Source organism: Glycomyces tritici (assembly GCF_030403505.1).
The window spans coordinates 384668-408279 of record NZ_JAUEMJ010000005.1 but is presented as its reverse complement, the minus strand read 5'-3'; the positions used below and the strand labels follow the sequence as shown (position 1 = coordinate 408279).

19 protein-coding genes are annotated in these 23612 nt (G+C 71.9%); 11 read left to right on the top strand and 8 right to left on the bottom strand.

Annotated features, from left to right (window positions below; genetic code table 11):
• The first annotated feature begins 340 nt into the window (after positions 1–340).
• The 4 genes from imuA' (at position 341) to QWI33_RS18690 (ending at position 6434) form a co-directional block, all read left to right on the top strand.
• Positions 341–1336, top strand: a complete 996-nt coding sequence (gene imuA' / locus QWI33_RS18705) for a DnaE2-dependent mutagenesis accessory factor ImuA' (RefSeq protein WP_289958668.1) — start codon at positions 341–343, stop codon at positions 1334–1336.
• Complete coding sequence (locus QWI33_RS18700) at positions 1333–2718, top strand: DNA polymerase Y family protein (RefSeq protein WP_289958667.1); 1386 nt, start codon at positions 1333–1335, stop codon at positions 2716–2718. The genes imuA' and QWI33_RS18700 overlap by 4 nt, the downstream gene beginning before the upstream one ends.
• Positions 2711–5878 carry an error-prone DNA polymerase gene (locus QWI33_RS18695; protein ID WP_289958666.1) on the top strand — a complete coding sequence of 1056 codons (3168 nt, stop codon included), beginning with the start codon at positions 2711–2713 and terminating at the stop codon, positions 5876–5878. The genes QWI33_RS18700 and QWI33_RS18695 overlap by 8 nt, the downstream gene beginning before the upstream one ends.
• A 154-nt stretch (positions 5879–6032) precedes the next feature.
• Positions 6033–6434: a hypothetical protein gene (locus QWI33_RS18690; protein ID WP_289958665.1), complete on the top strand. Its 402-nt coding sequence runs from the start codon at positions 6033–6035 to the stop codon at positions 6432–6434.
• Between the two features lie 53 nt (positions 6435–6487).
• Here QWI33_RS18690 and QWI33_RS18685 read toward each other — a convergent pair whose 3' ends face one another.
• Both QWI33_RS18685 and QWI33_RS18680 read right to left on the bottom strand, forming a co-directional pair.
• Positions 6488–6949, bottom strand: coding sequence for an SRPBCC family protein (locus QWI33_RS18685; RefSeq protein WP_289958664.1), 462 nt, complete (start codon positions 6947–6949; stop codon positions 6488–6490).
• Positions 6950–7033: 84 nt separating this feature from the next.
• The gene (locus QWI33_RS18680; RefSeq protein ID WP_289958663.1) at positions 7034–8524 is read right to left on the bottom strand and encodes an MDR family MFS transporter; all 1491 of its coding nucleotides are present in this window, start codon (positions 8522–8524) and stop codon (positions 7034–7036) included.
• Positions 8525–8666: 142 nt separating this feature from the next.
• Between QWI33_RS18680 and QWI33_RS18675 the strand changes: the two genes are divergently transcribed.
• The gene (locus tag QWI33_RS18675) at positions 8667–9266 is read left to right on the top strand and encodes a TetR/AcrR family transcriptional regulator (RefSeq protein ID WP_289958662.1); all 600 of its coding nucleotides are present in this window, start codon (positions 8667–8669) and stop codon (positions 9264–9266) included.
• A gap of 7 nt (positions 9267–9273) precedes the next feature.
• On the opposite strand, the gene QWI33_RS18670 is transcribed toward QWI33_RS18675, so the two are convergent.
• Positions 9274–9825, bottom strand: coding sequence for a DUF4396 domain-containing protein (locus QWI33_RS18670; protein WP_289958661.1), 552 nt, complete (start codon positions 9823–9825; stop codon positions 9274–9276).
• A gap of 167 nt (positions 9826–9992) precedes the next feature.
• On the opposite strand from QWI33_RS18670, the gene QWI33_RS18665 reads away from it, so the two are divergent.
• From QWI33_RS18665 to QWI33_RS18655, 3 genes are all read left to right on the top strand, one after another.
• Positions 9993–11318 carry a chloride channel protein gene (locus QWI33_RS18665; protein ID WP_289958660.1) on the top strand — a complete coding sequence of 442 codons (1326 nt, stop codon included), beginning with the start codon at positions 9993–9995 and terminating at the stop codon, positions 11316–11318.
• The gene (locus tag QWI33_RS18660; RefSeq protein WP_289958659.1) at positions 11308–11814 is read left to right on the top strand and encodes a potassium channel family protein; all 507 of its coding nucleotides are present in this window, start codon (positions 11308–11310) and stop codon (positions 11812–11814) included. Before QWI33_RS18665 ends, QWI33_RS18660 begins: the two co-directional genes overlap by 11 nt.
• Positions 11815–11883: 69 nt before the next feature.
• Positions 11884–12387: a hypothetical protein gene (locus QWI33_RS18655; RefSeq protein WP_289958658.1), complete on the top strand. Its 504-nt coding sequence runs from the start codon at positions 11884–11886 to the stop codon at positions 12385–12387.
• Between the two features lie 3 nt (positions 12388–12390).
• Here the strand turns inward: QWI33_RS18655 and QWI33_RS18650 are convergent, their stop codons facing one another.
• The 3 genes from QWI33_RS18650 to QWI33_RS18640 are packed head-to-tail and all read right to left on the bottom strand — an operon-like array spanning position 12391 to position 15928.
• Positions 12391–13509: a bifunctional 2-methylcitrate synthase/citrate synthase gene (locus QWI33_RS18650; RefSeq protein ID WP_289958657.1), complete on the bottom strand. Its 1119-nt coding sequence runs from the start codon at positions 13507–13509 to the stop codon at positions 12391–12393.
• On the bottom strand, positions 13506–14411 hold the full coding sequence (gene prpB / locus QWI33_RS18645) for a methylisocitrate lyase (RefSeq protein ID WP_289958656.1): 906 nt from the start codon (positions 14409–14411) through the stop codon (positions 13506–13508). Before prpB ends, QWI33_RS18650 begins: the two co-directional genes overlap by 4 nt.
• Positions 14408–15928, bottom strand: a complete 1521-nt coding sequence (locus QWI33_RS18640) for an MmgE/PrpD family protein (RefSeq protein ID WP_289958655.1) — start codon at positions 15926–15928, stop codon at positions 14408–14410. The genes prpB and QWI33_RS18640 overlap by 4 nt, the downstream gene beginning before the upstream one ends.
• Before the next feature lie 126 nt (positions 15929–16054).
• Between QWI33_RS18640 and QWI33_RS18635 the strand changes: the two genes are divergently transcribed.
• Positions 16055–17458, top strand: a complete 1404-nt coding sequence (locus QWI33_RS18635) for a short-chain fatty acyl-CoA regulator family protein (protein ID WP_289958654.1) — start codon at positions 16055–16057, stop codon at positions 17456–17458.
• Positions 17459–17593: 135 nt separating this feature from the next.
• Here the strand turns inward: QWI33_RS18635 and rocD are convergent, their stop codons facing one another.
• Positions 17594–18793, bottom strand: coding sequence for an ornithine--oxo-acid transaminase (gene rocD / locus QWI33_RS18630; protein ID WP_289958653.1), 1200 nt, complete (start codon positions 18791–18793; stop codon positions 17594–17596).
• A 255-nt stretch (positions 18794–19048) separates the two neighbouring features.
• Here rocD and QWI33_RS18625 point away from each other — a divergent pair, with 255 nt between their 5' ends.
• Positions 19049–20251: an MFS transporter gene (locus QWI33_RS18625; protein WP_289958652.1), complete on the top strand. Its 1203-nt coding sequence runs from the start codon at positions 19049–19051 to the stop codon at positions 20249–20251.
• 40 nt (positions 20252–20291) lie between these two features.
• On the opposite strand, the gene QWI33_RS18620 is transcribed toward QWI33_RS18625, so the two are convergent.
• On the bottom strand, positions 20292–21731 hold the full coding sequence (locus QWI33_RS18620; protein WP_289958651.1) for a glycoside hydrolase family 43 protein: 1440 nt from the start codon (positions 21729–21731) through the stop codon (positions 20292–20294).
• A gap of 211 nt (positions 21732–21942) precedes the next feature.
• Here QWI33_RS18620 and QWI33_RS18615 point away from each other — a divergent pair, with 211 nt between their 5' ends.
• Positions 21943–23589 carry an SLC13 family permease gene (locus tag QWI33_RS18615; RefSeq protein WP_289958650.1) on the top strand — a complete coding sequence of 549 codons (1647 nt, stop codon included), beginning with the start codon at positions 21943–21945 and terminating at the stop codon, positions 23587–23589.
• Positions 23590–23612: the final 23 nt, after the last annotated feature.

Sequence of the window (23612 nt, the reverse complement as noted above, 5' to 3'; positions counted from 1 at the left end):
ACCCCGAGACAGGCCCTTTCCCTTCACGCCCCTTCCCGCCAGGGCGATCACCGGCGAGCACGGCCGCCGCAGGCCCGCTTCCCCTCCGCACGCCTTCCCGCCAGGGCGATCACTGGCGAGACCGGCCGTTCGGGCGCTTTCCCCGCCGCTCGCTCGCCCTGGGCCCGATGGGCGCGATCATCGCGGAAATGCCGATTCGTGGCCATTCCATGCCATGTGACCTGGGCCGGGTCGCGGATTGCCGCCGGGAGATTTATCAAACACCTGTTTGAGCTTGCGCGCCGCCCGCAGTTCGGTATGTTGATCTTGATACACATGTTCGACAGATACGGGGGAACTGGTGGCGACATCCGTCGCGGCCGCGCTGGCCGCTGAGCTCGGCCTGCGCACCGCCGCAGAGCTGCGCCCCGCAGCCGACGCGAGGCCCGGGCGCGAGGCCCGCCTTGCGGGCGAGCCGCCGCCGGACACCGGATCACTCGCGACCGCGCCGCGCGCCGCGGTGGTCGCCGAGCCGCGGCCCGCCGAGGCCGCCCCTGACGCCGCGATGCAGCCTTCGCGGATCATCCTGCCCGTCACCCCTGACATTTCCGCGCTCCTGCCCTACGGCGGACTCGCGACTGTGACCGCGATCATGGCCTCGCGGCGCGGGGCGACATCGTTGCTGTGGCGGCTGCTGGCAGGCCCGACCGGGTCGGGCGCGTGGTGCGCGCTGGTCGGGATGCCGCGGGTGTACCCGCTGGCGGCGACGGCCGCCGGGGTCGACCTCGGACGGGTGGCGCTGGTCGATCCGGGACCGCTCGTGGTCGAGGCGGCGGGGACGCTGGCCGAGGGCGTCGCCGCGGTGGTGGTGCCGAGCGAAGGGCTCACCCCGACGCAGACGCGGCGGCTGGCCGCCCGCGCCCGCAAGAGCGGCACCGCGATCATCTGGTGGGAGACCCGCCCGGTGGCGGGCGCCGACGCCCGGCTCGAGGTCGCCCGTGCGCGCTGGAAGGGCTTGCGCCCCAACGCCGGACGCCGCTGGGGCGCCGGCCGCCTCGACGCCTGCGAACTGGAGGTCGCCGCCCACTGGCGCACCGGGAGCACCCGCAAGGCCCGAATCTGGCCCTACGGCGGTCAAGTGGAGAAGGACCGTCCCGCCCGCGAGAACGTCATCGACCTGCGCGCGAGGTCCACCGTGGATCACGGTGCCGCCGAACCGAACAGCGCGCGGCCCCGTGCGGGCGGCGCCCAGTTCGCGCAGGTCGATGAGCCCGAGGGCGCGGCCGGAGCCGGTGGGGCGGTGAAACGTGCGGGCGGCTCGGTCGTGCCGCTTCGCCGGTCCGGGGAGCCCTCATGAGCGTGCGGGTGCGGCGGGCCGGGAGCCGGGTGCTCGTGATGCGGCTCGTGGACTGGGACGCCGATGACTCGGCCGGGTTCGAGCCGGTGCTCGACGCGCTCGACCTGCTCACCCCCTATGTCGAAGTGCTCGAGCCCGGGGTCGTCGCCGTGCCGCTGCGGCGCGGGGCCGGCGATGAGGCCGTGTTCTGCGAGGCCCTCATCGACACCGTCGCCGGGCTCGTGGACCAGGACTGCCTGACCGGGGTCGCGGACGGCCTGTTCGCCGCCGTCCTCGCCGCGCGCGAAGGACGGATCGTCCCGGCCGGACGCGATGCGGCCTTCCTCGCCCGCCGCGACATCCGCGACCTCCAGGCCACCGGCCTGGTCGACCCCGAGACCTGCGAGACCCTGCGGCACTTGGGCATCGACACGATCGGCGCCTTCCGCGACCTGCCCGGCCAGGCCGTCGCGGAGCGGTTCGGCGCGGCCGTGCGGCGGGCCCAGCTGCTCGCCGCCGGGCAGCTCGCCCGCCCCCTCGTCCCCCGCCCGGCCGCGCCCGAGCTGACCGTGGCCGACACCCCCGAGACCCCGTACGCCACGGTCGAGCAGGCCGTCTTCGCCGCCCGGCCCCTCGCCGAGCGCCTGCTGCGCCTGCTCGACGCCCGCAACCTCGCCTGCACCCGCGTCCACATCACCGCCCGCACCGGCAGCGGCATGGAGCGCCGCCGCACCTGGCAGCTCGACCCCGCCATCGGCGCGGCCGAACTGTCCCGCCGCGTGCGCTGGCAGCTCGAAGGCTGGCTCTCCACCAGTGCCGCAAGCGAAACGGCCGACGAGACCGCGCACGCCATCACCGTGCTCGAACTCGCCCCCGGCGGACTCATCGGCCTGGTCGCGGCCGGGCGCGGACTGTGGGGCGACAAGGCCGCCCGAGATGTGAAGGCCGAAGCCGCCCTGCGGCACGCCCAGAGCCGGTTCGGCCCCGACGCCGTGCAGATCGCCGCCGCCACCGACGGCCGCGACCTCGACGAGCGGTACGGCGCCGCCGCATGGGAGGTCGAGCACGCGCCGCCGCCGCCTTCGGGGCCCTGGCCAGGGACGCTGCCCGACCCGCTGCCCAGCCTCATCGGCACCGACGACCACGTCGCCGTCCTCGACGCGGCCGGCGCCCCCGTCCAGGCGCTCGCCAGGGGCGACCTGTCCGCGTCCCCGGCCATGGTCGCCTTGGGCGGCAAGCAGGTCCCGGTGGTCGCATGGGCGGGGCCGTGGCCGGTGTCCGAGCGCTGGTGGAGCCCGGCGGCCCGGCGCTACGCGCGCCTCCAGGTCGAACTCGCCGACGGCCGCGCCGCCCTCCTCGTCTGCGAAGGCGGGCAGTGGAAGGCGGTGGGCTGGTATGACTGACTACGCCGAGCTGCACTGCCACTCCCACTACTCCTTCGCCGACGGCGCGGACGCCCCCGCCGCGCTCGCCGCCGAGGCTTACCGGCTCGGCCTCAAAGGGCTCGCGATCACCGACCACGACGGCCTGTACGCGATCCCGCAGTTCGACTCGGCCGCAACCGGATTCGGCCTCCCCTCGGTCTTCGGGGCCGAACTGAACCTCGACCTGCCCCGGGCCCGCCGCGGCCAGGTCGACCCGGCCGGACGCCACCTCGTCGTCCTCGCCCGCGACCCCGACGGCTACCGCGCCCTCTCGCGCGCCATCACCGCGGCCAAACTCGAAGGCGGCGAGAAGGACCGGCCCCGCTACTCCCTCGCCGGGCTGGGCGCCCACGCGAACGGCGGCTGGCAGATCCTCACCGGCTGCCGCAAGGGCTTCCTCAACACGGCCCTGGACTCGGGCGGGCCCGATGCCGCCGAAGGCGCGCTGCGCGAACTCGCCGACGCCTTCGGCCCCGAGCACCTCGCCGTCGAACTCACCTGCCACGACCTGCCCGGCGACACGGAGCGGATCGAGACGCTCGCGGCCTTGGCGCACCGCTTCGGCCTGCCGATCGTGGCCACCAACAACGTCCACTACGCGGCCCCGAACCGCGCCCGCACCGCCGCCGCGCTCGCCGCCATCCGGGCCCGCAGCACCCTCGAGGCGACCGACCCGCACCTGCCCGCGAACGCCGGGGCACACCTGCGCTCAGGCGAGGAGATGGCCCAGCGCTTCGCCGATTTCCCTGCGGCCCTTGAGGAATCCGTGCGGATCGCCACCGAGTGCGCCTTCCGCCTCAAGCTGCTGGCGCCCCGGCTGCCGCACTTCCCCGTCCCGGTCGGCCACGACGACCACTCCTACCTCAGGAAGCTGACCGACGAGGGCGGCGCCGTGCGCTACGGGCCGCGGGGGCGGGAGCGGGTCGCCGGCGCCTGGGACCAGATCGAACGCGAACTGCAGGTCATCGGGGAACTGGAGTTCAGCGGCTACTTCCTCATCGTCGCCGACATCGTGAACTTCTGCCGGGAGCACGACATCTACTGCCAGGGCAGGGGATCGGCCGCCAACAGCGCCGTCTGCTACGCCCTCGGCATCACCAAGGTGGACGCCGTGGCGTACGGGATGCTGTTCGAGCGGTTCCTCTCCTCCGACCGCGACGGCCCGCCCGACATCGACCTCGACATCGAATCGGGCCGCCGCGAAGAGGTCATCCAGTACGTCTACGAGAAGTACGGCCGCGACCGGGCCGCCCTGGTGGCCAACGTGGTCACCTACCGGCCGCGCTCGGCGGTCCGCGACGCCGCCAAAGCCCTCGGGTACGGCCCCGACCAGGCCCTGGCCTGGTCCAAGCGCCTCCACCGCTGGGGCGGCGTGGACCCCGCGGAGGCCGAGGGCATCCCCGCCGACGTCCAGGCGCTCGCCGGGGACCTCGTCAACATGCCGCAGCACCTGGGCATCCACCCCGGCGGCATGGTCCTCACCGAGCAGCCCGTCAGCGAGATCGTGCCGGTCGAGCCGGCCCGCATGAAGGACCGCACCGTCCTCCAATGGGACAAGGAGGACTGCGCGGACGCCCACCTCGTCAAGTTCGACCTGCTCGGCCTGGGGATGCTGGAAGCCCTGCACCGCATGGTCGACCTCATCGCCGACTTCCACGGCGACGCGATCGACCTCGCCCTGATCGACCTGAACGAGCAGGTGGTCTACGAGATGCTGCAGCGCGCCGACACCGTGGGCGTCTTCCAGGTCGAGTCCCGCGCCCAGATGGCGACCCTCCCGCGCCTGCAGCCGAAGGTGTTCTACGACCTCGTCGTCGAGGTCGCCCTCATCCGGCCCGGCCCCATCCAGGGCGGTTCGGTCCACCCCTACCTGCGCCGCAGGCACGGCGAGCCGTGGGAGCACCTCGTGCCCGAGAAGCTGATGCCCGCCCTGAAGAAGACCCTCGGCGTGCCGCTGTTCCAGGAGCAGCTCATGCAGATCGCCATCGACGCCGCCGGATTCGACGGCGGCGAGGCCGACAAGCTGCGCAGGGCCATGGGCGCCAAGCGCTCCGCCGAGAAGATGGAGGAGCTCAGGCTGCGCCTCTACAAGGGCATGGCCGCGAACGGCATCACCGGCGCGCAGGCCGATCAGGTCTACGAGCAGCTCAAGTCCTTCGCCGACTTCGGCTTCCCCGAATCCCACTCGGCCTCCTTCGCCCACCTCGTCTACTCCTCGGCCTGGCTCAAATGCCACTACCCGGCCGCGTTCTACGCCGGGCTCCTCGCCAGCCAGCCGATGGGCTTCTACTCCCCCGCCTCGCTCATCGCCGACGCCCAGCGCCACGGCCTCGCCGTCCTCGCCCCGGACGTGAACGCCAGCGAAGCGGTCGCCTCCCTCATCCCCTCCGGGCGCGAGCGCCGCGCGCCGATCCTCGGCGAAGCGGACCTGCGCCTGGGCCTCGACAACGTCAAAGGCCTCGGCGAGGCGGCCGCGCTGCGCATCGTGGCCGAACGCGAGCGGGACGGCCCGTTCGAGAGCCTCGCCGATCTGGCCCGCCGGACCGGACTCGGCAAGGAGCGCATGGAGAAGCTCGCCGTCGCCGGCGCCTTCGAGAGCCTCGAACCGGACCGCCGCAAAGCACTGTGGGCGGCCGGGACCGTGGACGAGCGCCCCGGCACGATCCCCGGCACCGGCCCGGCCGCGCCGCCGCCCACCCTGCCCGGCATGAGCGGCGCCGAACTCGCCCGCGCCGACTACACCGGCCTGGGGCTCTCGGTCCGGACCCACCCGATGGAGCTGGTCCGCGCCTCGCTCGACGCCGCCGGGGTCCTGCCCGCCGCGCGGCTGCCGTTCGCCGAGGACGGCACGCGGATCGAGGTCGCCGGGATCGTCACGCACCGCCAGCGCCCCTCGACCGCGAAGGGCGTCACGTTCCTGAGCCTGGAGGACGAGACGGGGATCGCGAACATCGTGTGCTCCCAAGGGCTCTGGAAGCGCTGGCAGAGCGTCGCGTCGGTGGCGAGGGCGCTGGTGATCAGGGGTGCGGTGGAGAAGCCGGTCGACGCGCCGAAGGACACGATGCCGATGATCGTGGCGGACAAGCTGACGCTCCTGGATCTGAACACCCCCAGTGCGCCGTCGCGGGACTTCCGTTGAGGAAGCAGAGCCGGTAAAGGCACAGCCGCCGGCCGCCGCGAAGTGGCGCGGATCACTGGCCTTTGGGGGTACGGAGAGTGCGTCCGATGCACGTCTTGATGGGTACGAAGGTGCACCGATGACAGTGCGCCCCAAGCGAATTGGAGCCTCCACAATGAACAAGACCTGGATTGCGCGTACCGGTCTGGCGCTCGGCGCCGGTCTCGCCCTGGCCGCGAGCATCGCCGCCCCCGCGCAGGCCGCCGACATCGAGGCGCAGCTCCACGATGCCGGCGGGAACCTCGTCGCCGAGATCATCCACCACGACGAGGGCGACGTGTTCTCGGTGCACGACTGGCACCCTGACGGCCACGGCGTGCGCGGCAGCCTCTACCTCGTCGAGGACGGCGAGTGGATCGAGCTCGAGAGCCTCTACAACGGACTGGGCGCGGGCGAGTTCAAGACGTTCCAGTGGAACGTGCTCACCGGTGAGGAGTACGTGATGGAGATCTGCACCGTGGACGGCGCGAACGACCCGGAGGCGAACGACTGCGCCTTCCAGGAGGTCACCGAGTAGCGGGGTCCTCTCCGCACCTCGCGAGCGGGGCCGGGCCCTTCGGGGCCCGGCCTTCAGCGTTCGAGGTAGGCCTCGAGGTTGAGGAGTGAGGAGCCCAGGCCTTCGGCGTGGTCTTCGGCGCTGATGCCGTCCGGGACGTTCTCGGCGGTGATGGTGACGCGGGTGCCGTCCGCGACGGGTTCGAGGGTCCACGCGCCGGTCATCGTTCCGGCGAAGGCCGGGTCGTCGGAGACGAAGTCGACTTCGGTGACGATGCGGGTGTTCGGGACGAGTTCGATGAAGCGGGCTTCGACCGTGTCGGTGTCGGCGGTGGTCTTGCCGGGCGCGTCGGCGGGGTCGTCGTAGGTGAGGGTCATGCGGTAGCCGCCGCCGGGGCGGGGGTCGTAGTGGTCGAAGCGGCCGGTCATGCCGGCGGGCGGGAGCCACGCGGCGAGCGCTTCGGGGTCGACGAGCGCGGTGTAGACGCGGTCGACGGAGGCGGGTATGTCCCTGCTGGCTTGGTCGGTTCGCGGCATCTTCGGACGGTAGCACCCGGTGCCGGCGGCGGGGGCGCGAAAAGGCCCGGCCCCGCGGACGGGACCGGGCCTTCGCTCGTGCTGTTAGTGGGCCGGAACGGCGTCGCCGTTCGGGTTGTCGGCCTTCTTCACCAGGAAGGCGGCGGCCACGGCGACGAGGGCCATGACGGTGCCGCACAGGAAGGCGAGGTGGATGCCGTCGGCCTGGGCGACGACGTCGTTCGCGCCGGAGTCGAGGCTGGAGGCGGCGCCGGTGGTCATCAGGGTGATGAACACGGCGGTGCCGACCGCGCCCGCGACCTGCTGGAGGGTGCTCATGATGGCGCTGCCGTGGGGGTAGAGCTCCATGGGCAGAGCGCCGAGCGAGGAGGTCATGAGCGGGGTCATGAGGCTGCTGAGGCCGAGGCTGAGCAGCACGTGGATGACCACGACGAACCAGGTCTCGCTGGTCGTGTCGAGCATCGTCATGAGGCCGAGGGCGCCCGCGAGCACCATCGAGCCGGGGATGACGAGCGGCCGGGGACCGACCTTGTCGTAGACGCGGCCGATGAACGGGCCGGAGACGCCCATGGCGAGGCCGCCGGGGAGGACCACCAGGCCGGTCTCCAAGGTGGTGAGGCCCAGGACGTTCTGGAGGTAGATCGGCAGCAGGATGAGCGAGCCGAAGAGGGTCGCCATCGAGATGAGCAGCATGATGATGCCGACGGTGAACGAGCGGCTCTTGAAGGGCCGCAGGTCCATCAGGGCCGCGTCGCGCTTCTGGAGCCGGAGCTGGCGGAACACGAACAGGGCCAGGGACACGACGCCGACCGCGACGGCGGCGTAGGGCGGGATCGGGGTGTGGTTCCCGGCCGCCGACTCGCCGAGGCTGCTGAGGCCGTAGATGAGGCCGCTGAAGGCGACCGCCGAGAGGAGCGCGGAGAGCAGGTCGAGCTTGACCGGGCGCGTCTCGCCGAGGTTCTTGATGAGGACCCCGCCGAGGACGAGGGCCAGTACGGCGATGGGCAGCACGGCGAGGAACATCCAGCGCCAGGTGAGGTTGTTGAGGATGAACCCGGAGAAGGTCGGGCCGATCGCGGGGGCGACGGCGATGACGACGGTGATGAAGCCCATGGTGCGTCCGCGGCGTTCGGCCGGGACGAAGGTCATCACGGTGGTCATGAGGAGCGGCAGCATGACTGCGGTGCCGCTGGCCTGGATCACGCGGGCGACGACGAGCACGGGGAAGACCGTGGCGACGCCGGCCAGCAGGGTGCCGGCGCAGAACAGCCCGATGGCGGCGAGGAACACCGTGCGGGTGGTGAAGCGCTGGAGGATGAGGCCGGTCATGGGGATGACGACGGCCATGGTGAGCATGAAGCCGGTCGTCAGCCACTGCACGGTGGCGGCGGTGATCTGGAACTGCTCCATGAGGCGCGGCAGGGCCACGCCCATCACGGTCTCGTTGAGGATCATGACGAACGTGGCCACGAGGAGCACGCCGAGCACGATCTTGATCTGACGTGTCATGCCCGGTTCGGGGGATGGGGCGGCGTCGGCCTCGGGGGTCTCAGCCGGTCGCTGGTCAACGGTCATGGGGGATGTTTCCTTCGGTGGTGTTCCTGCCGGTGCACGACTGGCCCGTGCCGGGACCCGCCGGGGTGTCGGAGGGTGACGGGACGCGCGCGCCGGAAAGTGTCAGTGACTGTCAATCATTGCAGTTGCTACCATCCGGGTCATGGGCGCCGGTGGGAGTCTGCGAGAAGTGTCACGTCGGGCCGTGCAGTCGAGGATCGCGCGGACGGCCGAGGCGCTGTTCGTGGTGAAGGGTTTCGAGGAGACGACGGTCGATGAGATCGCCGCCGCCGTCGGCATGTCCCAGCGCAGCTTCTTCCGGTACTTCGCGTCGAAGGACGAGGTGGTGCTCGACAGCGTCGAGCGCCTGGGCGAGGAGCTCTCGGCGCGCCTGGAGGCCCGTCCGCCCGGCGAGTCGGTGTGGGATTCGCTGCGGCGCGCGTTCGATCCGGTGGTGGAGCGGCTGGCCGATCCGGCGGTGCGCGAGCGCGACCAGGTGCTGCACGAGATCGTGAGCGCGAGCCCGCGCCTGCTCGCGGCGTACCTGGGCCGGCTGGACCTGCTGCAGCGCTCGCTCGCCGAGCTGCTGGTGGAGCGGGCCGGGCAGAGCGGGGCCGAGCCTGACGCGGTGGTCGTGCGGGCCATTGTGGGCGGGGCCTTCGCGTGCCTCCAGGCGGCGTCGCTCCATTGCGGCACCGATCCGGAGGTGTTCGGACCGTGCCTGGACCGGACGATGGAGGCGCTTCGCCCGGTCGCGGCGTGACCGCTCGCTAGTGCCGGTGGTGCTGGTGCACGACCGCGTGGCCCTTGCCGCGTGAGATGAGCCAGCGGTTGATCGGGACGGTGACCACGAAGGCGATGGCGAGCGCGGCGGCGAGCATGAGCCAGAACCTGGGGTCGGCCACGCCCATCTCCATCCCGCCGGGGATGGCGAGGATGAAGGCGTTGTCGACGATCTCCATGACCGCGATCGAGATGGTGTCGGCGGCGAGGGCGACCTTGAGCGCGTCCTTGAAGGAGAGTCCGGCGCGCATGACGCCGCGCATCGTCAGGGCGTAGCCGAAGACGAATGCGAGGGCGATCGCGAGGGCGATGGTGGCCGCGCCGTGCCAGCCGAGGGCGGTGCCGATGACGACGCCGAGGACTTCGCCGATCGCGCAGCCGGTGAGGCAGTGGAGGGTCGCGGAGGCGGCCATGCGCCAGCTGGCCGGGTTCGGCCGGTCCCCCTGGGAGGCGTGGCCTTCGTGATGCCCGTGTCCAGTGTGGCTCTCATGTGCGGCGTGCTCGTGGTGGTCGTGGTGCTCATGGGCGGAGTGGTCCACGGTTGCTCCTCAGTGCTCGGCGGCCCGGGGCGGCCGCGACCGGATCACTATATACCCCCCTAGGGTATGTTGCAAGAGGGACTGGGGTGGCGGGACGCCGAATGCCCTGCGGCCCGCCCGCAGCCGTAGGAAGATCCACAGTGCAGGATCGAGAACGGGGAGGCGGCATGGGCGGGACTTCCGGAGGCCCGGCCCCGGAACGGCTCGGCGCGGCGTACGTGCGCCTGCTCGCCCTGGCGGCCCTGATCGGCGTCCCGGTCTCGGTGGCGGCCTTCGCCTTCCTCGCCCTCCTGCACTGGCTCACCCACCTCGTCTGGGAGGACCTGCCCGCGCGGTGGGGGTTCGATCCGGTCCCGTGGTGGTGGCCGGTCCCCTGGCTCCTCGTCGGCGGCGCGATCGTCGCCGTCGCGGTCAGCCGCCTGCCGGGGCGCGGCGGGCACGTCCCGATCGACGGCCTCTCGGCCGAACCCGTGCCGCCCTCGCACCTGCCCGGCGTCCTGCTCGCGGCGCTCGGCGGTCTGCCGCTCGGCGTCGTGCTCGGGCCCGAAGCGCCGCTCATGGCCGTGGGCGGGGCCTTCGCGGCGATCCTCACCGGCAGGTGGGTCGCGCGCGGCGGCCCCGCGAGCGCGCTGCTCGGCGCGTCCGGCTCGGCCTCCGCCATCGCCGTCATCTTCGGCAGCCCGCTGGTGGCGGCCGTGTTCATCCTCGAATCCGCGGGCCGGGCCGGACTCAAGCAGACCCGGGTCGTGCTGCCGTGCCTGCTCGCCGCCGGCGTCGGCGCGCTCGTGTTCACCGGCCTCGGGTCCTGGACGGGCCTGGCGGTGCCCTCGCTCAGCCTGCCCGGGCTCGACGTCCCCGCCCGACCGGACTTCGCCGATCTGCTGTGGACGATCCCCATGGCCGTGCTCATCGCCGTGGGCGTGCGCCAGGTCCACCACCTCGGGCGGCGCCTCGTCCCGCATGCGGCCCGCCGACCCGCGCTCATGGCGATGGTCGCGGTGGCCGTGACCGCCGCCGCGGCGGCGGCCTACTCGCTGCTGACCGGCCGATCCCCGGTCGAGGTGGTGCTGTCCGGGCAGGAAGCGCTCGGAGTGTTCACCGCGGAGGGCGACGTGCCCGGCGCCTGGGCGCTCGTGGCCCTGGTGGCGTTGAAGGGCCTGGCGTACGCGGTGTCGCTGGCGACGCTGCGGGGCGGCCCGATCTTCCCGGCCCTGTTCCTCGGCGCGGCAGTCGGGGCGCTCCTGGCCGGACTCCCCGGGCTCGGCATCGCTCCTGCGATGGCCGCGGGCATGGCCGCCGCCACTGCGGCGATCCTGCCGCTGCCGGTCTCGGCGGCCGTCCTCATCACGCTCCTGCTCGGATCGGGCGCCACCGGGATGACCCCGATCGTGCTCATCGCCGTCGTCGTCGCGTTCGTGACCGAACGGCTCATCGACCGGACCGGCGACGACGAGCCGGCCCCCGGACCGGCGGGAGGCGCCCATGGAGCGTAGGAACCAGTTCCACCGGCTGCGGTGGACGCTCGCCGGCATCGCGCTCCTGGTGCTGTACCTGGTCGTGCCGATCCGCAGCGAACCCGAAGCCGCCGTCCTGGTCCTGCGCTGGGTCGCCACCGCCGCGCTGCTCGGCGCCGTCGCGGTCGCCATCCGCTGGCAGGCGGTGCGGCAGATCCGCGAACCCGACGCGCCGCTCGGCGCGATGGTCGTGGGCATCCTCGCCGGGCTGCTGGTGTTCGCGCTCGTCGACTACGCCGTCGCCGTGTACCGGCCCGGCGAATTCGAAGGTCTGGACACCCGCGTGGACGCCCTCTACTTCGCGCTGAGCACGCTGCTCACGGTCGGGTACGGGGACGTCTCGGCACAGGGCCAGGTCGCCCGCTCACTCCTGTGCGTCCAGATGGCCTTCAACGTGACCGTGATCGCGGGCTCGGCCTCGCTCATCGCCCAGAAGTTCACCAAGCGCGCCGGCACCCGCCGCCGGCGCTCCTGACCTGAGCCACGGTCGCCGCCGCGGCCCGCATCCGGACCGGTCCCGGCACGGGCCTCCTAGGCTGGGGGCATGGAGCCCTTGCGCGAGCAGTCGACCGTCCGGATCGGCCACCTGACCGGCACCAGCCCCGCCTTCGGATTCGTCTGGATCGGCGAGGAGCGGCGCTACGACCTCACCGGGTTCCAGATCCGCCGCCCCGCGACCGGCGATAAGGTCGTCGAACTGCACTGCGACAACTGCGACGCCGAGCTGCTGCTGCGCGTGCGCAGCACCATGCTGTCACGCGCGATCCGCAGGCGGCACATGGTGACCGCCCTCGTCAGCCTGGCAATCGCGGTGGTGCTGATCGGCGGCTCAATCGGCCTGGACGAGGCCGGGATCGTCATCCCGCTCTCGTCCGCCCTCGGCGCGGTCCTGCTCGTGGTCGCACTCCTGAGCCTCGTGGTCTTCGGCATCGCCTGCTACGCCTGGACGCACGAGGAGGGCCTGCGCCTCTACTCCCCCACCGGGCAGGGCGACCGCACGCACCGGCTGCTGTTCGGCGCCGAGCCGCATGACGCGCAGGCCCCGTGACCGCTACGCCGCCAGCGGGATCGCGCGCTGCGCGGGTCCGGTGTAGGCGCTCAGCGGCCGGATGAGGGCGTTCGACTCCAGCTGCTCGATCACGTGCGCGGTCCAGCCGGTGATGCGGGACATGACGAACAGCGGCGTGAACATCGGGATGTCGAAGCCCATCAGGTAGTAGGCGGGCCCGGCCGGGAAGTCGAGGTTCGGGTGGATGCCCTTGGCCGCCATCATTGCCGCCTCGAGCTCCTCGTACATGGCGACCCAGCGCTCCCCGCCGGTCAGCTCGGCCATGTCGATGAAGGCGGCCTTCATGGTCGGGACGCGCGAGTCGGCGTCCTTGTAGACGCGGTGCCCGAAACCCATCACCTTCTCCTTGGCGGCCAGGCGCTCCCGCAGCCAGTCGCCCGCGAGCGCGGGGTCGTCGATCTCGAGCATCATGCGCATGACGGCCTCGTTCGCGCCGCCGTGGAGCGGGCCCTTGAGGGCGCCGATCGCGGCGGTGACGGCCGAGTAGATGTCCGAGAGGGTGGAGGCGACGGTGCGGGCGGTGAACGTGGAGGCGTTGAAGCTGTGCTCGGCGTAGAGGATCATCGAGATCTCGAAGCAGCGCAGCACTTCCGGGGCCGGCACGGTGCCGAAGCACATGTGGAAGAAGTTCTCCGCGAAGCCCAGGCCCGGGTCCGGGGCGATGCGGTCGAGGCCCTTCCGGCGGCGGAAGTCGTGGGCGACGATCGTGGGGAGCTTGGCGAACATCGCCTCGGCCTTGGCGCGGTTGGCGGCCGGGCTGTTGTCGTCCTCGGCCGGGTCTTCGGCGCCGAGGCAGGAGACGGCGGTGCGCAGCAGGTCCATGGGGTGGCAGTTGTCCGGGACGCGGTCGACGACGCCGATAGTCGAGCGGGTGACCTCCCGTTGCGCGCCTTCGCGTTCGGCGAAGCGGGAGAGCGCGGCGGCGTCGGGCAGCTCGCCGTACCAGATGAGGTGCGCGACCGCTTCGAAGGAGCAGCTGCGGGCGAGCTCCTGCACGGGGTAGCCGCGGTAGGTGAGGGAGTTCGTCTCGGGGACGACCTCGCTGATGGCGGTGGTGTCGGCGACGACTCCGGCCAGGCCCTTGCGGATCTCGGTGCTCATGCGTCCCTCCCGGGGATTTTGAAGTCGAAGAGCTGCTGGTCGAAGGCGCGGTAGGAGGCGTAGTCGACGAGTTCGTAGAGACGGGCGCGGGTCTGCATCCGGTCCACATGGGAGGCCTGGGTGCCCTCGGTCTCCAAGGTGTCGAAGAGGTCTTCGACGGCGCCCATGGCGGCGCGCAGGCTCGAGACGGGCCAGATGACGAGGTTGTAGCCCAGGTCCTCGAGTCGGCGGGCGGTGAGGCCGGGCGAGGTGCCGAACTCGGTCATGTTGGCCAGCAGCGGCACGTCGACCGCTTCCCGGAAGGCCGCGAACTCGGCTTCGGTGCGCAGCGCCTCGGGGAAGACCATGTCGGCCCCGGCGTCCACATAGGCCTTGGCGCGGTCGATCGCGGCGTCCAGGCCCTCGACGGCGCGGGCGTCGGTGCGGGCGCAGATGACGAAGTCCGGGTCGGTGCGGGCCTGGACGGCGGCGCGCACCCGCTGGAGCATCGCGGCGGCCGACACGACCTCCTTGCCGTCGAGATGGCCGCAGCGCTTGGGGTTGACCTGGTCCTCGAGGTGGCAGCCGGCGAGCCCGGCGTCCTCGAAGGCCGCGATGGTGCGGGCCACGTTGGCCGCCTCGCCGAAGCCGGTGTCGGCGTCGATGAGGGTGGGCAGGTCGGTGGCGCGGGCGATCTGGCCGCCGCGCCCGGCGACCTCGGTGAGCGTGGTGAGGCCGATGTCCGGCAGCGCCAGGTCGGCGGCCAGCGCCGCGCCGGAGACGTAGACGCCTTCGAAGCCGCGGTCGGCGACGGCGCGGGCGACGAGCGGCGAGAACGCGCCGGGGAGGCGCTGGAGGCGGCCGGAGGCGAGTCCGGCGCGCAGGGCCTTGCGCTTCTGGGACGGCGAGATGCGTCGGGTCATCGGAAGAGTCCTCCACGGTTTGCAACGGCGCTGTCGGTGGCGGTGAGCGCGCCGGGAGGGGCGGCGAGGTTGAGGGCGCGGACCTCGGCGGCGTCGAGGGTCTCGAGGCGGCAGGCGAGGTCGAGGAACCGGTCCTGCTCGGATGGTGCGATGACGCCGTCGGCGAGGGTGCGGAACTTCTTGAGGTACTGCTCGCGGCCGAAGGGCCGTGCGCCCCTTGGGTGGGCGTCGGCGACGGCGAGTTCGTCGTCGAGCGTGGTGCCGTCGTCGAAGACGACGGTGACGTGGCCGCCGAAGGCGCGCTTGTCGGGGTCGGGGTCGTGGTAGCGGCGGGTCCACTCCTGGTCTTCGAGGGTGCGGACCTTGCGCCACAGGGCGACCGTGGACTCCCGGTGGGCGCGCTCGGAGGTGTAGGAGCGCTCGTGGTGCCAGTCGCGGTCTTCGAGGGCGACGGCGAAGATGTACATGATGGAGTGGTCGAGGGTCTCGCGGCTGGCGTCGGGGTCGGTCTTCTGCGGGTCGTTCGCGCCGGTGCCGATCACGTTGTGGGTGTGGTGGCTGGTGCGGATCACGATCTCGGCGACGCGCGAGAGGTCGGTGATGCGCGGCGCGAGGCGGCGGGCGAGGTCGATGAGGGCCTGGCTCTGGTACTCGGCGGAGTGCTCCTTGGTGTAGGAGTCGAGGATGGCGCGCTTGGGTTCGCCGGGGGCCGGCAGCGGCACGGTGTAGCGCGCCTCGGGTCCGCTGAGGAGCCTGGCGATGACGCCGTCCTCGCCTTCCCAGATGGGCGAGGGCGCGCCTTCGCCGCGCATGGCCCGGTCGACCGCTTCGATCGCGGCCTTGCCCGCGAACGCGGGCGCGTAGGCCTTCCAGGAGGAGATGGCGCCCTTGCGGGACTGCCGGGTGGCGGTGGTGGTGTGCAGCGCCTGGCCGATGGCCTGGTAGATCACTTCGGCGTCGAGGCCCATGAGGGTGCCGATGCCGGCGGCGGCGGCGGGGCCGAGGTGGGCGATGTGGTCGATCCGGTGCTCGTGCAGGCAGATCCCGCGCACGAGGTCGATCTGGATCTCGTACCCGGTGGCGATGCCGCGCACGAGGGCCGCGCCGTCGAGGCCGCGGTGCTGGGCGGCGGCGAGGACCGGCGGGATGTTGTCGCCGGGGTGGGAGTAGTCGGCGGCGAGGAACGTGTCGTGGAAGTCCAGTTCGCGCACGGCGACGCCGTTGGCCCATGCCGCCCATTCGGGCGAGGCCCGCACCTCGGGGGCGGCGCCGAAGACGGCCGCGCCGGGGCGGTAGGGGTGGGCGAAGGCCTGGGCGCGGGCGTTGGCGACCGGGCGGCGGGCGAGGGACGCGGCCGCGACGGCGGCGTTGTCGATGACCCGGTTGCCGATCATCTCGGCCACGTCGGGCTCGACCGGGACGGGGTCGGTGGCGACCTGCGCGATCTTCCAGGCCAGCTCCTGCTCGCGCGGCAGTGCCTCGCGGGAGGCGTGGGCGCGGACGTGGTGCTCGATCATGCGGCGGCTCCTTCGACGGGTATCTTCACAGTATGTACAGCTGATCAGCCGATCGAAAGCACTGAACATGTGGTTTCTTGTGGAAATATCGGCCCGGTTTTGTGAATGTTGTGAAAGGACCTGACGATGGCGTTGAGGACGGCCAAGGTGGGGCTGCGGCTGCGCCGGTTCCGCGAGGAGCAGGGGCTCACGCAGGCGTCGCTCGCCGCCGCGCTGGGCATCTCCACGAGCTATGTGAACCAGATGGAGTCGAACCAGCGGCCCATCACGGGCCCGGTGCTGCTGCGCCTGGCCGAGGTGTTCGATGTGGACGTGCAGCGGTTCTCGGCGGCCGAGAGCGACCGGCTCGACGCGCAGCTGCGGGACGCGCTGGCCGACACCGCGCACGCCGAGCAGGTCGGGCCGCACCAGACCCGCGAACTCGCCGAGGGCATGCCGGAACTGGCGCGGTACGTGGTGGACCTGCACCGGCGCTACCGGCATGCGGTGGAGCGCAACACGGCGATGAGCGCCGAGCTGGACGCCGGGGCCGCGCCCACGGCGTACGAGGAGGTGCGGGACCTGTTCTACGCCAAGCGGAACTATGTGCCCGAGCTGGACGAGGCGGCCGAGCGGATCGCCGCCGGGCTGGACCCGGCGGACCTGGCCGCGGAGCTCGCGCGGCTCCTGGCGGACCGGCACGGCACGGCGGTGGCCGACCTGGCCGCGGGCGAGCAGGCCGGGGCGAAGCGCCGGTTCGACCCCGAAGGGAGGGTCCTGCGGGTCTCGCCGCTGCTCTCCCCCGGCCAGCGCGCGTTCCAGCTCGCCACGCACTTGGCGTTGGTCGAGCACGCGGACCTGATCGACGGCCTCGTTGCCGCCGCGGACCTCTCGGGGCCGCAGGCGCGGTCGCTGGCGCGGATCGGCCTGGCGAACTACTTCGCGGGGGCGCTGATCCTGCCGTACGGGGTGTTCCGCAGTGCCGCAGAGGAACTGCGGTACGACCTGGACCTGCTGCAGCGGCGGTTCCGGGTGGGGTTCGAGACGGTGGCGCACCGGTTGAGCACGCTGCAGCGGCCGGGGTCGCGGGGCGTGCCGTTCTTCTTCGTGCGGGTGGACCGGGCGGGGAACATCTCGAAGCGGCAGTCGGCCACGGACTTCCACTTCTCGCGGGTGGGCGGCAGCTGCCCCTTGTGGAACGTGTACGAGGCGTTCGCGCATCCCGGTGAGATCCGCACGCAGCTCGCGCAGATGCCGGACGGGCGGTCGTACCTGTGGGTGGCGCGCACGGTGACCCGCCGCTACGGCGGGTTCGGGACGCCGGCGAAGACGTTCGCGATCGGGCTGGGCTGCGACCTCCACCATGCGCACCGGCTGGTGTACGCGGACGGGCTCGACCTGGCGAGCCCGGCGGCGCTGACCCCGATCGGGCCGGGGTGCAAGGTGTGCGACCGCTCGGGCTGCCCGCAGCGGGCGTTCCCGGCGATCGGCAGGCCGCTGGACGTGACGGACCATCGCAGCGGTTTCACCCCGTACCCGTCCTCGGCGTGAGGCCGGCCCTTTCGCTGCGCTGGGACACCAGTGCGCACCGGCCTCGCACCAGCCTCGCCGCGGCGGTTGCGAATCGCCGATCGGCGTCTAGGCCACACATTCGGATTGCGCCGCAGCGGGATTCGTCGCGGCCCCTTAGCCGATGGCCTCGGCGAGGGCGGCGACGCCGCGGTCGATCTCCTCGGGCTCGATGACGAGCGGCGGGGCGATGCGCACGGTGCGCCGGTGGGTCTCCTTGGCGAGCACGCCGAGTCGGAGCAGCCGTTCGCAGACCTCGCGGGCGGGGGGCGCGGTGTCGGCGAGGTCGACGCCGGCCCACAGACCGCACACCCGGATGTCGTCCACTCTGGACCGGTCGAGGCGGACGAGGGCGCCTTCGAGGTACCGGCCCAGGTCGCGGGCGCGCTGCTGCCACTCCCCGGTGGCGAGCATGGCGACGACCTCGGTGCCGACGGCCGCGGCGAGCGGGTTGCCGCCGAACGTGGAGCCGTGGGTGCCGGGGGTGAAGACGTCCATCACCTCGCGGTCGCAGGCGACGGCCGAGAGCGGGACGATGCCGCCGCCGAGGGCCTTGCCGAGCAGGTAGACGTCGGGCTTCACGTCCTCGCGGTCGCACGCGAACGTGTGCCCGGTGCGGCCCAGGCCGGACTGGATCTCGTCGGCGATCATGAGCACATTGCGCTCGTCGCACAGGCGGCGGACTTCGGCGAGCCAGCCTGCGGGCGGGACGATGACGCCCGCTTCGCCTTGGACCGGTTCGAGGAGCACGGCCGCGGTGTCGGGGCCGACGACCGCGGCGAGCGCGTCGATGTCGCCGTACGGAACGGAGTCGAAGCCCCCGTCGAAGGGACCGAAGCCCTCGCGAGAGCCGGGGTCGGAGGAGAAGCCGACGATGGTGGTGGTGCGGCCGTGGAAGTTCCCGTCGAAGACGGCGATCCGGGCCCGGTTCGCGGCGATGCCCTTGCGTTCGTAGCCCCATTTGCGGGCGGCCTTGACGGCGGTCTCGACCGCTTCGGCGCCGGTGTTCATGGGCAGCACGGCGTCCTTGCCGCAGAGGCCGGCGAGGCCTTCCAGAAACGGGCCGAGCGCGTCGGTGCGGAAGGCGCGCGAGGCGAGGGTGATCCGGTCGAGCTGGGCGTGCGCGGCGGCGGTCAGGCGCGGGTGGCGGTGGCCGAAGTTCACGGCCGAGTAGGCGGCGAGCCAGTCGAGGTAGCGGTTGCCCTCGGTGTCGGTGACCCAGGCGCCCTCGCCTTCGGCGATGACCACCGGCAGCGGGTGGTAGTTGTGCGCGCCGTACTGCTCTTCGAGGTCGGTGAGGTGGCTCGAACGGTTCACAAGCGGCCTTTCTCGGTCGGGGCGCCGCGGTGCGCGGCGCCCTCCGGTCTGCGGACGGTCCGGCGGCGCCCACGGCGCGCCGGTAGCTACCAGCATGGACCCGGCGGCGGCGGTCTCGGCGCCGCCGCAGGTGCGCGGCGCGGCGCGGTCTTCGGTCGTCGAATCCGCTTGTCGAACGTTAAACCTCGGTGCAAGCTGGTGGACCGGGGCCCCGCGGGGCCCGGCCGACACCCGCCGCCACCCGATTGGACCACCGTGACCAGCACCGCCCTGCCCGCCCGCACCGACCCCGCGCTCGTGCACTGGCGCAACGCCGTGTTCGCGGTCTTCGCCCTCTCGGGGTTCGTGTTCGCCAACTGGGCCGCGCGCGTCCCGAACATGCGCGACATCCTCGGCGCGACCACCCAGGAGATGGGCGTGCTCATCCTGGGGCTCTCGGCCGGCGCGATGGTCGGGCTCATCGCCTCGGGCCACGTGGTGGCCCATCTGGGGGCGACGGCGGCGATCCGCTGGTTCCTCGCGCTGACGGCGGTCGGCCTGGTCGCGATCGGGCTCATCGCCGGGTTCGCCCCGTCCTACTGGGGGCTGTTCGCGGCGCTGATGGTCCTCGGCGCGGGCAACTCGGTGCTCGACGTGGCGATGAACCTCTCCGGCGCGGCCAACGAGCGGCGCGTCGGCAAGACCCTGATGCCGATGTTCCACGCGGGCTTCAGCGTGGGCACGATGCTCGGCGCGGGCTTGGGGGCGCTCACCGAGCAGCTCGGCGTGACCGCGGGCGTGCACTTGACCGCCGTGGGCGTCGCGGTCCTCATCGCCTCGGTGTACGTCGTGAAGTTCCTGCTCCCGGCGGAGGAGCCGCGCGAGGCCGTGCCGGGCGAGCGGGCCGGGTGGCGCACCCGGCTGTCCGCGTGGGCGGACGTGCGCGTGCTGCTCATCGGCCTCATCATCCTCGGCATGGCCTTCACCGAGGGCACCGCGAACGACTGGCTGGGCCTGGCGATGGTCGACGGCTACGGCCTCACCAACCCCGGCGGCGCGGCCGTCTTCGCCGTGTTCGTCACCGCGATGACCGCCGGGCGGGCCTTCGGCGGGCTGTTCCTCGACAGGTTCGGGCGCGTGCCCGTCCTGGCCGGGTCGGCGCTGCTGGCGCTGGTCGGCCTGCTGCTGGTGATCCTCGGCCCGACCGCGCCGGTCGCGATCGTCGGCACCGTGCTCTGGGGCCTGGGCGCCTCGCTCGGGTTCCCCGTGGGCATGTCGGCCGCCGCCGACGACCCCGAGAAGGCCACCGCGAACGTCGCGGTCGTGGCCACCGTGGGCTACTGCGCCTTCCTCATCGGGCCGCCGCTGATCGGCCTCATGGGCGACCAGGTGGGGCTGCGGAACGCGTTCTACGTCGTGCTCGTGCTCGTCGCCGTGGCACTCCTGTGCTCCCCGGCGGCGCGCAAGCCCAAGGTGTGAGGCCCGGCGCGGGCGGTGGGGCCCGCGCCGGGCGGTCCGGTTACGTGGTGACGCGGAAGGTCGCGTCCGCCCGCTCCTGGGCGGTGCTCACCGGGTCGAGCCGCAGCGCGTACCCGTAGTGGCGGATGTAGCGGGTCGGGAAGTTGTAGGACGTGAACGAGCTCCACGAGGAGTCGGCCAGGCCCGCAACGCGGTTGAAGGTGGCGTCGGCGTTGAACGTGCCCCCGGAGGCGCGCGGGGCGAGGACGAAGTCGTTGTCCGCGTGGCGCAGGAAGTGCCCGGGGAAGTTCACCGACTCGAACGAGACCGCGCTCGAGGAGGCCAGGCCCGGCACGAGCCGGAACTGCGAGTCCTGGAGGGGGCTCACGCCCGGGTCGATGCGCACGTCCATGTTGTAGTGGCGCACGTAGCGGTCCTGGTAGTTGTAGGACTGGAGCCGGTTGAACACGGGGTTCTGGAAGCGGTTCAGGACCCGCGTCTCCTCGGCCTGCGTGAGGTTGAGGACGTAGCCGTGGCGCTTCAGGTTGGAGCCGAGGCTGTAGTTGGTCACCTTGCGGTAGCCGGAGACGGCCGCCGGGTTGGTGGTGAGCACGGGCATGTAGCCGCGGCCGGTGGCGTACTGGTCGAGCCAGAGCGCCCATTCGTTGCGGTCGTTGAACTTCGCCCACATCGGGCCCTCGACGCCGCCGCCGGTGAGGGTCGACAGGTCGCCCAGGCGCGTCCACGAGCCGGTGAGCGAGTTGCCGCCCTCGATGACGATCTGAGTGTGCTTGGAGGCGCGGTAGTAGCGGTAGCCGCCGGTGTTGGCCTCGATGATCTGGGTGTCGATGAGCTCTTCGAGGCCGGGGCGTTCGATGTACACCTGCGGAGTCGTGATCGACCGGAAGTCGGTGGTGCGGGCGCTCCAGATGCGGTGCTTCTTCTCGCCGTTCAACGTGGAGTTGGTGGCCCAGTACAGGAAGTAGTTCCCGGCCGCGGCGTCCCAGATCGCCTCGGGCGCCCACGCGTCCCCGGCGTCGCCGATGGACGCGGCGACGGGCAGCAGCCACGGGATCGACCAGTTCACGAGGTCGGCGGACTCCCACACGACGAGGTTGCGGCTGCCCCTGTTGGCGGCGTCGCTCCAGGAGGTGCCCGAGCCGATGTGGAGGTCGGTGGCGACGATCCAGTAGCGGTTGCCGGCCGGGCTGCGCACGATGATGGGGTCGCGCACGCCCTTGGTGCCCAGCGGGGTGCGCAGGACGATCTGGCCGCGGTTGAGGTCGGTCCAGTTGAGGCCGTTGTCGGAGTGGGAGAGGTAGATCTGCTCGCCGCCGGAGCCCTCGCCGATGAAGTGGGCCATGAGGTAGCCGGTGTAGGCGGTCTGGGCCGCCGCGGGCGACGCCGGAAGCAGTGCAGCGGCGGGGAGGGCGGCGGCGGCCGCGATGAGGCCGCGGCGGCTGAGCCGCGCGGCAGGACGGGGTGAGGGCGATGTCGTCATTGACTCTCCAGGGGATCTTGCAGCCGAAATGATGATGTGAAGGGTAACAATCAACATCCATGGAGTCAATATCTTCGATATTTAACGAGAGCGCTCCAGTTTCCGCGGCAGACCCATAGGCAGCACCTATGCGCCGGAGAGGATGTGTGTCTTGGACCCGGTATGTCGCCCGGTGAGAGAGTGATCCAAATCTATCCCTCAAGGAGGAGGCATGACGTCCACCGTCCCGGAGCAGCCTCAGAAGGCAACGCCCGCAAGCACAACCGCTGAAGGACCCCGCACCGACGTCGAGCAGGCGCTCCTCGGCGGCAGCACCTACCGCAGCCTCTCCGAACTCGGCCGCTCCGGCGCCGAGGCAAAGTTCGAGAAGGGCCGCCGCCTCGTCGGCTGGTTCCTCGCCCCCGCCGTCTCGCTCCTGTTCTTCTTCCTGCCCATGGACATCCCCGGCGAGCAGCAGAGCCTCGCGGCCGTGCTCCTCGGCGTCGTCGTGCTCTGGATCTGCGAGCCGATACCCATCCCCATCGGCGGCCTCATCGGCGTCTCCGCCATCATCCTGCTCGGCGTCGCACCCTCCGACGAAGTGCTCGCCCCCTTCGGCTCCACCACCATCTTCACCTTCATCGGCGCGTTCATCCTCGCCCAGGCGATGCTCAAACACGGTGTGGCCCAGCGCATCGCGTTCGCCATCCTCGCCATCCCCGGCGTCGGGCGCTCCACCTTCCGCACCATCATCGCCTTCGGCGCCATCACCTGCATCCTCTCGGCGTTCGTCTCCAACACCGCCACCGTCGCGATGCTCATGCCCACCGCGCTCGGCATCCTCGCCGTCATCGCCAAGCTCATGCAGGACCAGGGCGTCGTCCGCCCCGACTTCGACCCGATGACGCTGCGCGTCGGCGCGGCCCTCATGCTCATGCTGGCCTACGGCGCCAGCGTCGGCGGACTGCTCACGCCCGTCGGATCCCCGCCCAACCTGATCGGGCGCGGCCTCATCGAGGAGGCCACCGGCGAGCGGATCTCCTTCGGGCAGTGGATGCTCACCGCACTCCCCATCTGCCTGCTCATGTTCGTGATCCTCTTCGTGGTGCTGCTGCTCATCAACAAGCCCGAGGTGCGCCGCATCGAAGGCGTCGAGGAGTACATCCGCGAGCAGCGCGCCGCGCAGGGCCCCATGAGCCGCGCCGAGAAGAACACCGTCGTCGCCTTCGCCGTCACCGTGTCCCTCTGGCTCGTCCCCGCCGTCGTCGGCCTCGTCGCCGGCACCGGCTCCGAGGCCTACGCACTGGTCGACGACCGCCTCAACGAAGGCGTCGCCGCCGTCATCGGCGCCGCCCTGCTGTTCATCCTCCCCGTCAACTGGTCCGAGCAGGAGGCGACCATGACGTGGAAGGACGCCGGCCAGATCGACTGGGGCACCATCCTGCTGTTCGGCACCGGCATCATCTTCGGCGCCATGCTCTCCGCGACCGGCCTCGCCGAGACCATCGGCAACGGCGCGGCGAACACCTTCGGCATCACCAGCGCCTTCGCCATCACCGCGTTCGCGGTGCTGCTCGCGATCGTCATCTCCGAGACCACCAGCAACACCGCGTCGGCGGCGGTCGTGGTCCCGATCATCATCCCGCTGGCCGCCGCCACCGGCGTCGACCCGCTCGTCCCGGCGCTGGCGGCCACGTTCGCGGCCTCGCTCGGGTTCATGCTGCCGGTGTCGACGCCGCAGAACGCGATCGTCTACGGCACCGGCTGCGTGTCGATGCCGCGGATGATCCGCTCCGGCATCGCCTTCGACATCATCGGCGGCGTGCTCATCACCCTCACCATTCCGACGATGGTGGCGCTCACCAACATCGGGGGCTGACGGAGTCCGGGCCCGGCCGGGGT

What these genes read in the sequence shown, in the direction of transcription:
- QWI33_RS18700 (WP_289958667.1), top strand. Translation starts at nt 1,333, where the DNA reads ATGAGCGTGCGGGTGCGGCGGGCCGGGAGCCGGGTGCTCGTGATGCGG.
- QWI33_RS18695 (WP_289958666.1), top strand. Translation starts at nt 2,711, where the DNA reads ATGACTGACTACGCCGAGCTGCACTGCCACTCCCACTACTCCTTCGCC.
- QWI33_RS18690 (WP_289958665.1), top strand. Translation starts at nt 6,033, where the DNA reads ATGAACAAGACCTGGATTGCGCGTACCGGTCTGGCGCTCGGCGCCGGT.
- QWI33_RS18685 (WP_289958664.1), bottom strand. Translation starts at nt 6,949, where the DNA reads ATGCCGCGAACCGACCAAGCCAGCAGGGACATACCCGCCTCCGTCGAC.
- QWI33_RS18680 (WP_289958663.1), bottom strand. Translation starts at nt 8,524, where the DNA reads ATGACCGTTGACCAGCGACCGGCTGAGACCCCCGAGGCCGACGCCGCC.
- QWI33_RS18675 (WP_289958662.1), top strand. Translation starts at nt 8,667, where the DNA reads ATGGGCGCCGGTGGGAGTCTGCGAGAAGTGTCACGTCGGGCCGTGCAG.
- QWI33_RS18665 (WP_289958660.1), top strand. Translation starts at nt 9,993, where the DNA reads ATGGGCGGGACTTCCGGAGGCCCGGCCCCGGAACGGCTCGGCGCGGCG.
- QWI33_RS18660 (WP_289958659.1), top strand. Translation starts at nt 11,308, where the DNA reads ATGGAGCGTAGGAACCAGTTCCACCGGCTGCGGTGGACGCTCGCCGGC.
- QWI33_RS18655 (WP_289958658.1), top strand. Translation starts at nt 11,884, where the DNA reads ATGGAGCCCTTGCGCGAGCAGTCGACCGTCCGGATCGGCCACCTGACC.
- QWI33_RS18650 (WP_289958657.1), bottom strand. Translation starts at nt 13,509, where the DNA reads ATGAGCACCGAGATCCGCAAGGGCCTGGCCGGAGTCGTCGCCGACACC.
- prpB (WP_289958656.1), bottom strand. Translation starts at nt 14,411, where the DNA reads ATGACCCGACGCATCTCGCCGTCCCAGAAGCGCAAGGCCCTGCGCGCC.
- QWI33_RS18640 (WP_289958655.1), bottom strand. Translation starts at nt 15,928, where the DNA reads ATGATCGAGCACCACGTCCGCGCCCACGCCTCCCGCGAGGCACTGCCG.
- QWI33_RS18635 (WP_289958654.1), top strand. Translation starts at nt 16,055, where the DNA reads ATGGCGTTGAGGACGGCCAAGGTGGGGCTGCGGCTGCGCCGGTTCCGC.
- QWI33_RS18620 (WP_289958651.1), bottom strand. Translation starts at nt 21,731, where the DNA reads ATGACGACATCGCCCTCACCCCGTCCTGCCGCGCGGCTCAGCCGCCGC.
- QWI33_RS18615 (WP_289958650.1), top strand. Translation starts at nt 21,943, where the DNA reads ATGACGTCCACCGTCCCGGAGCAGCCTCAGAAGGCAACGCCCGCAAGC.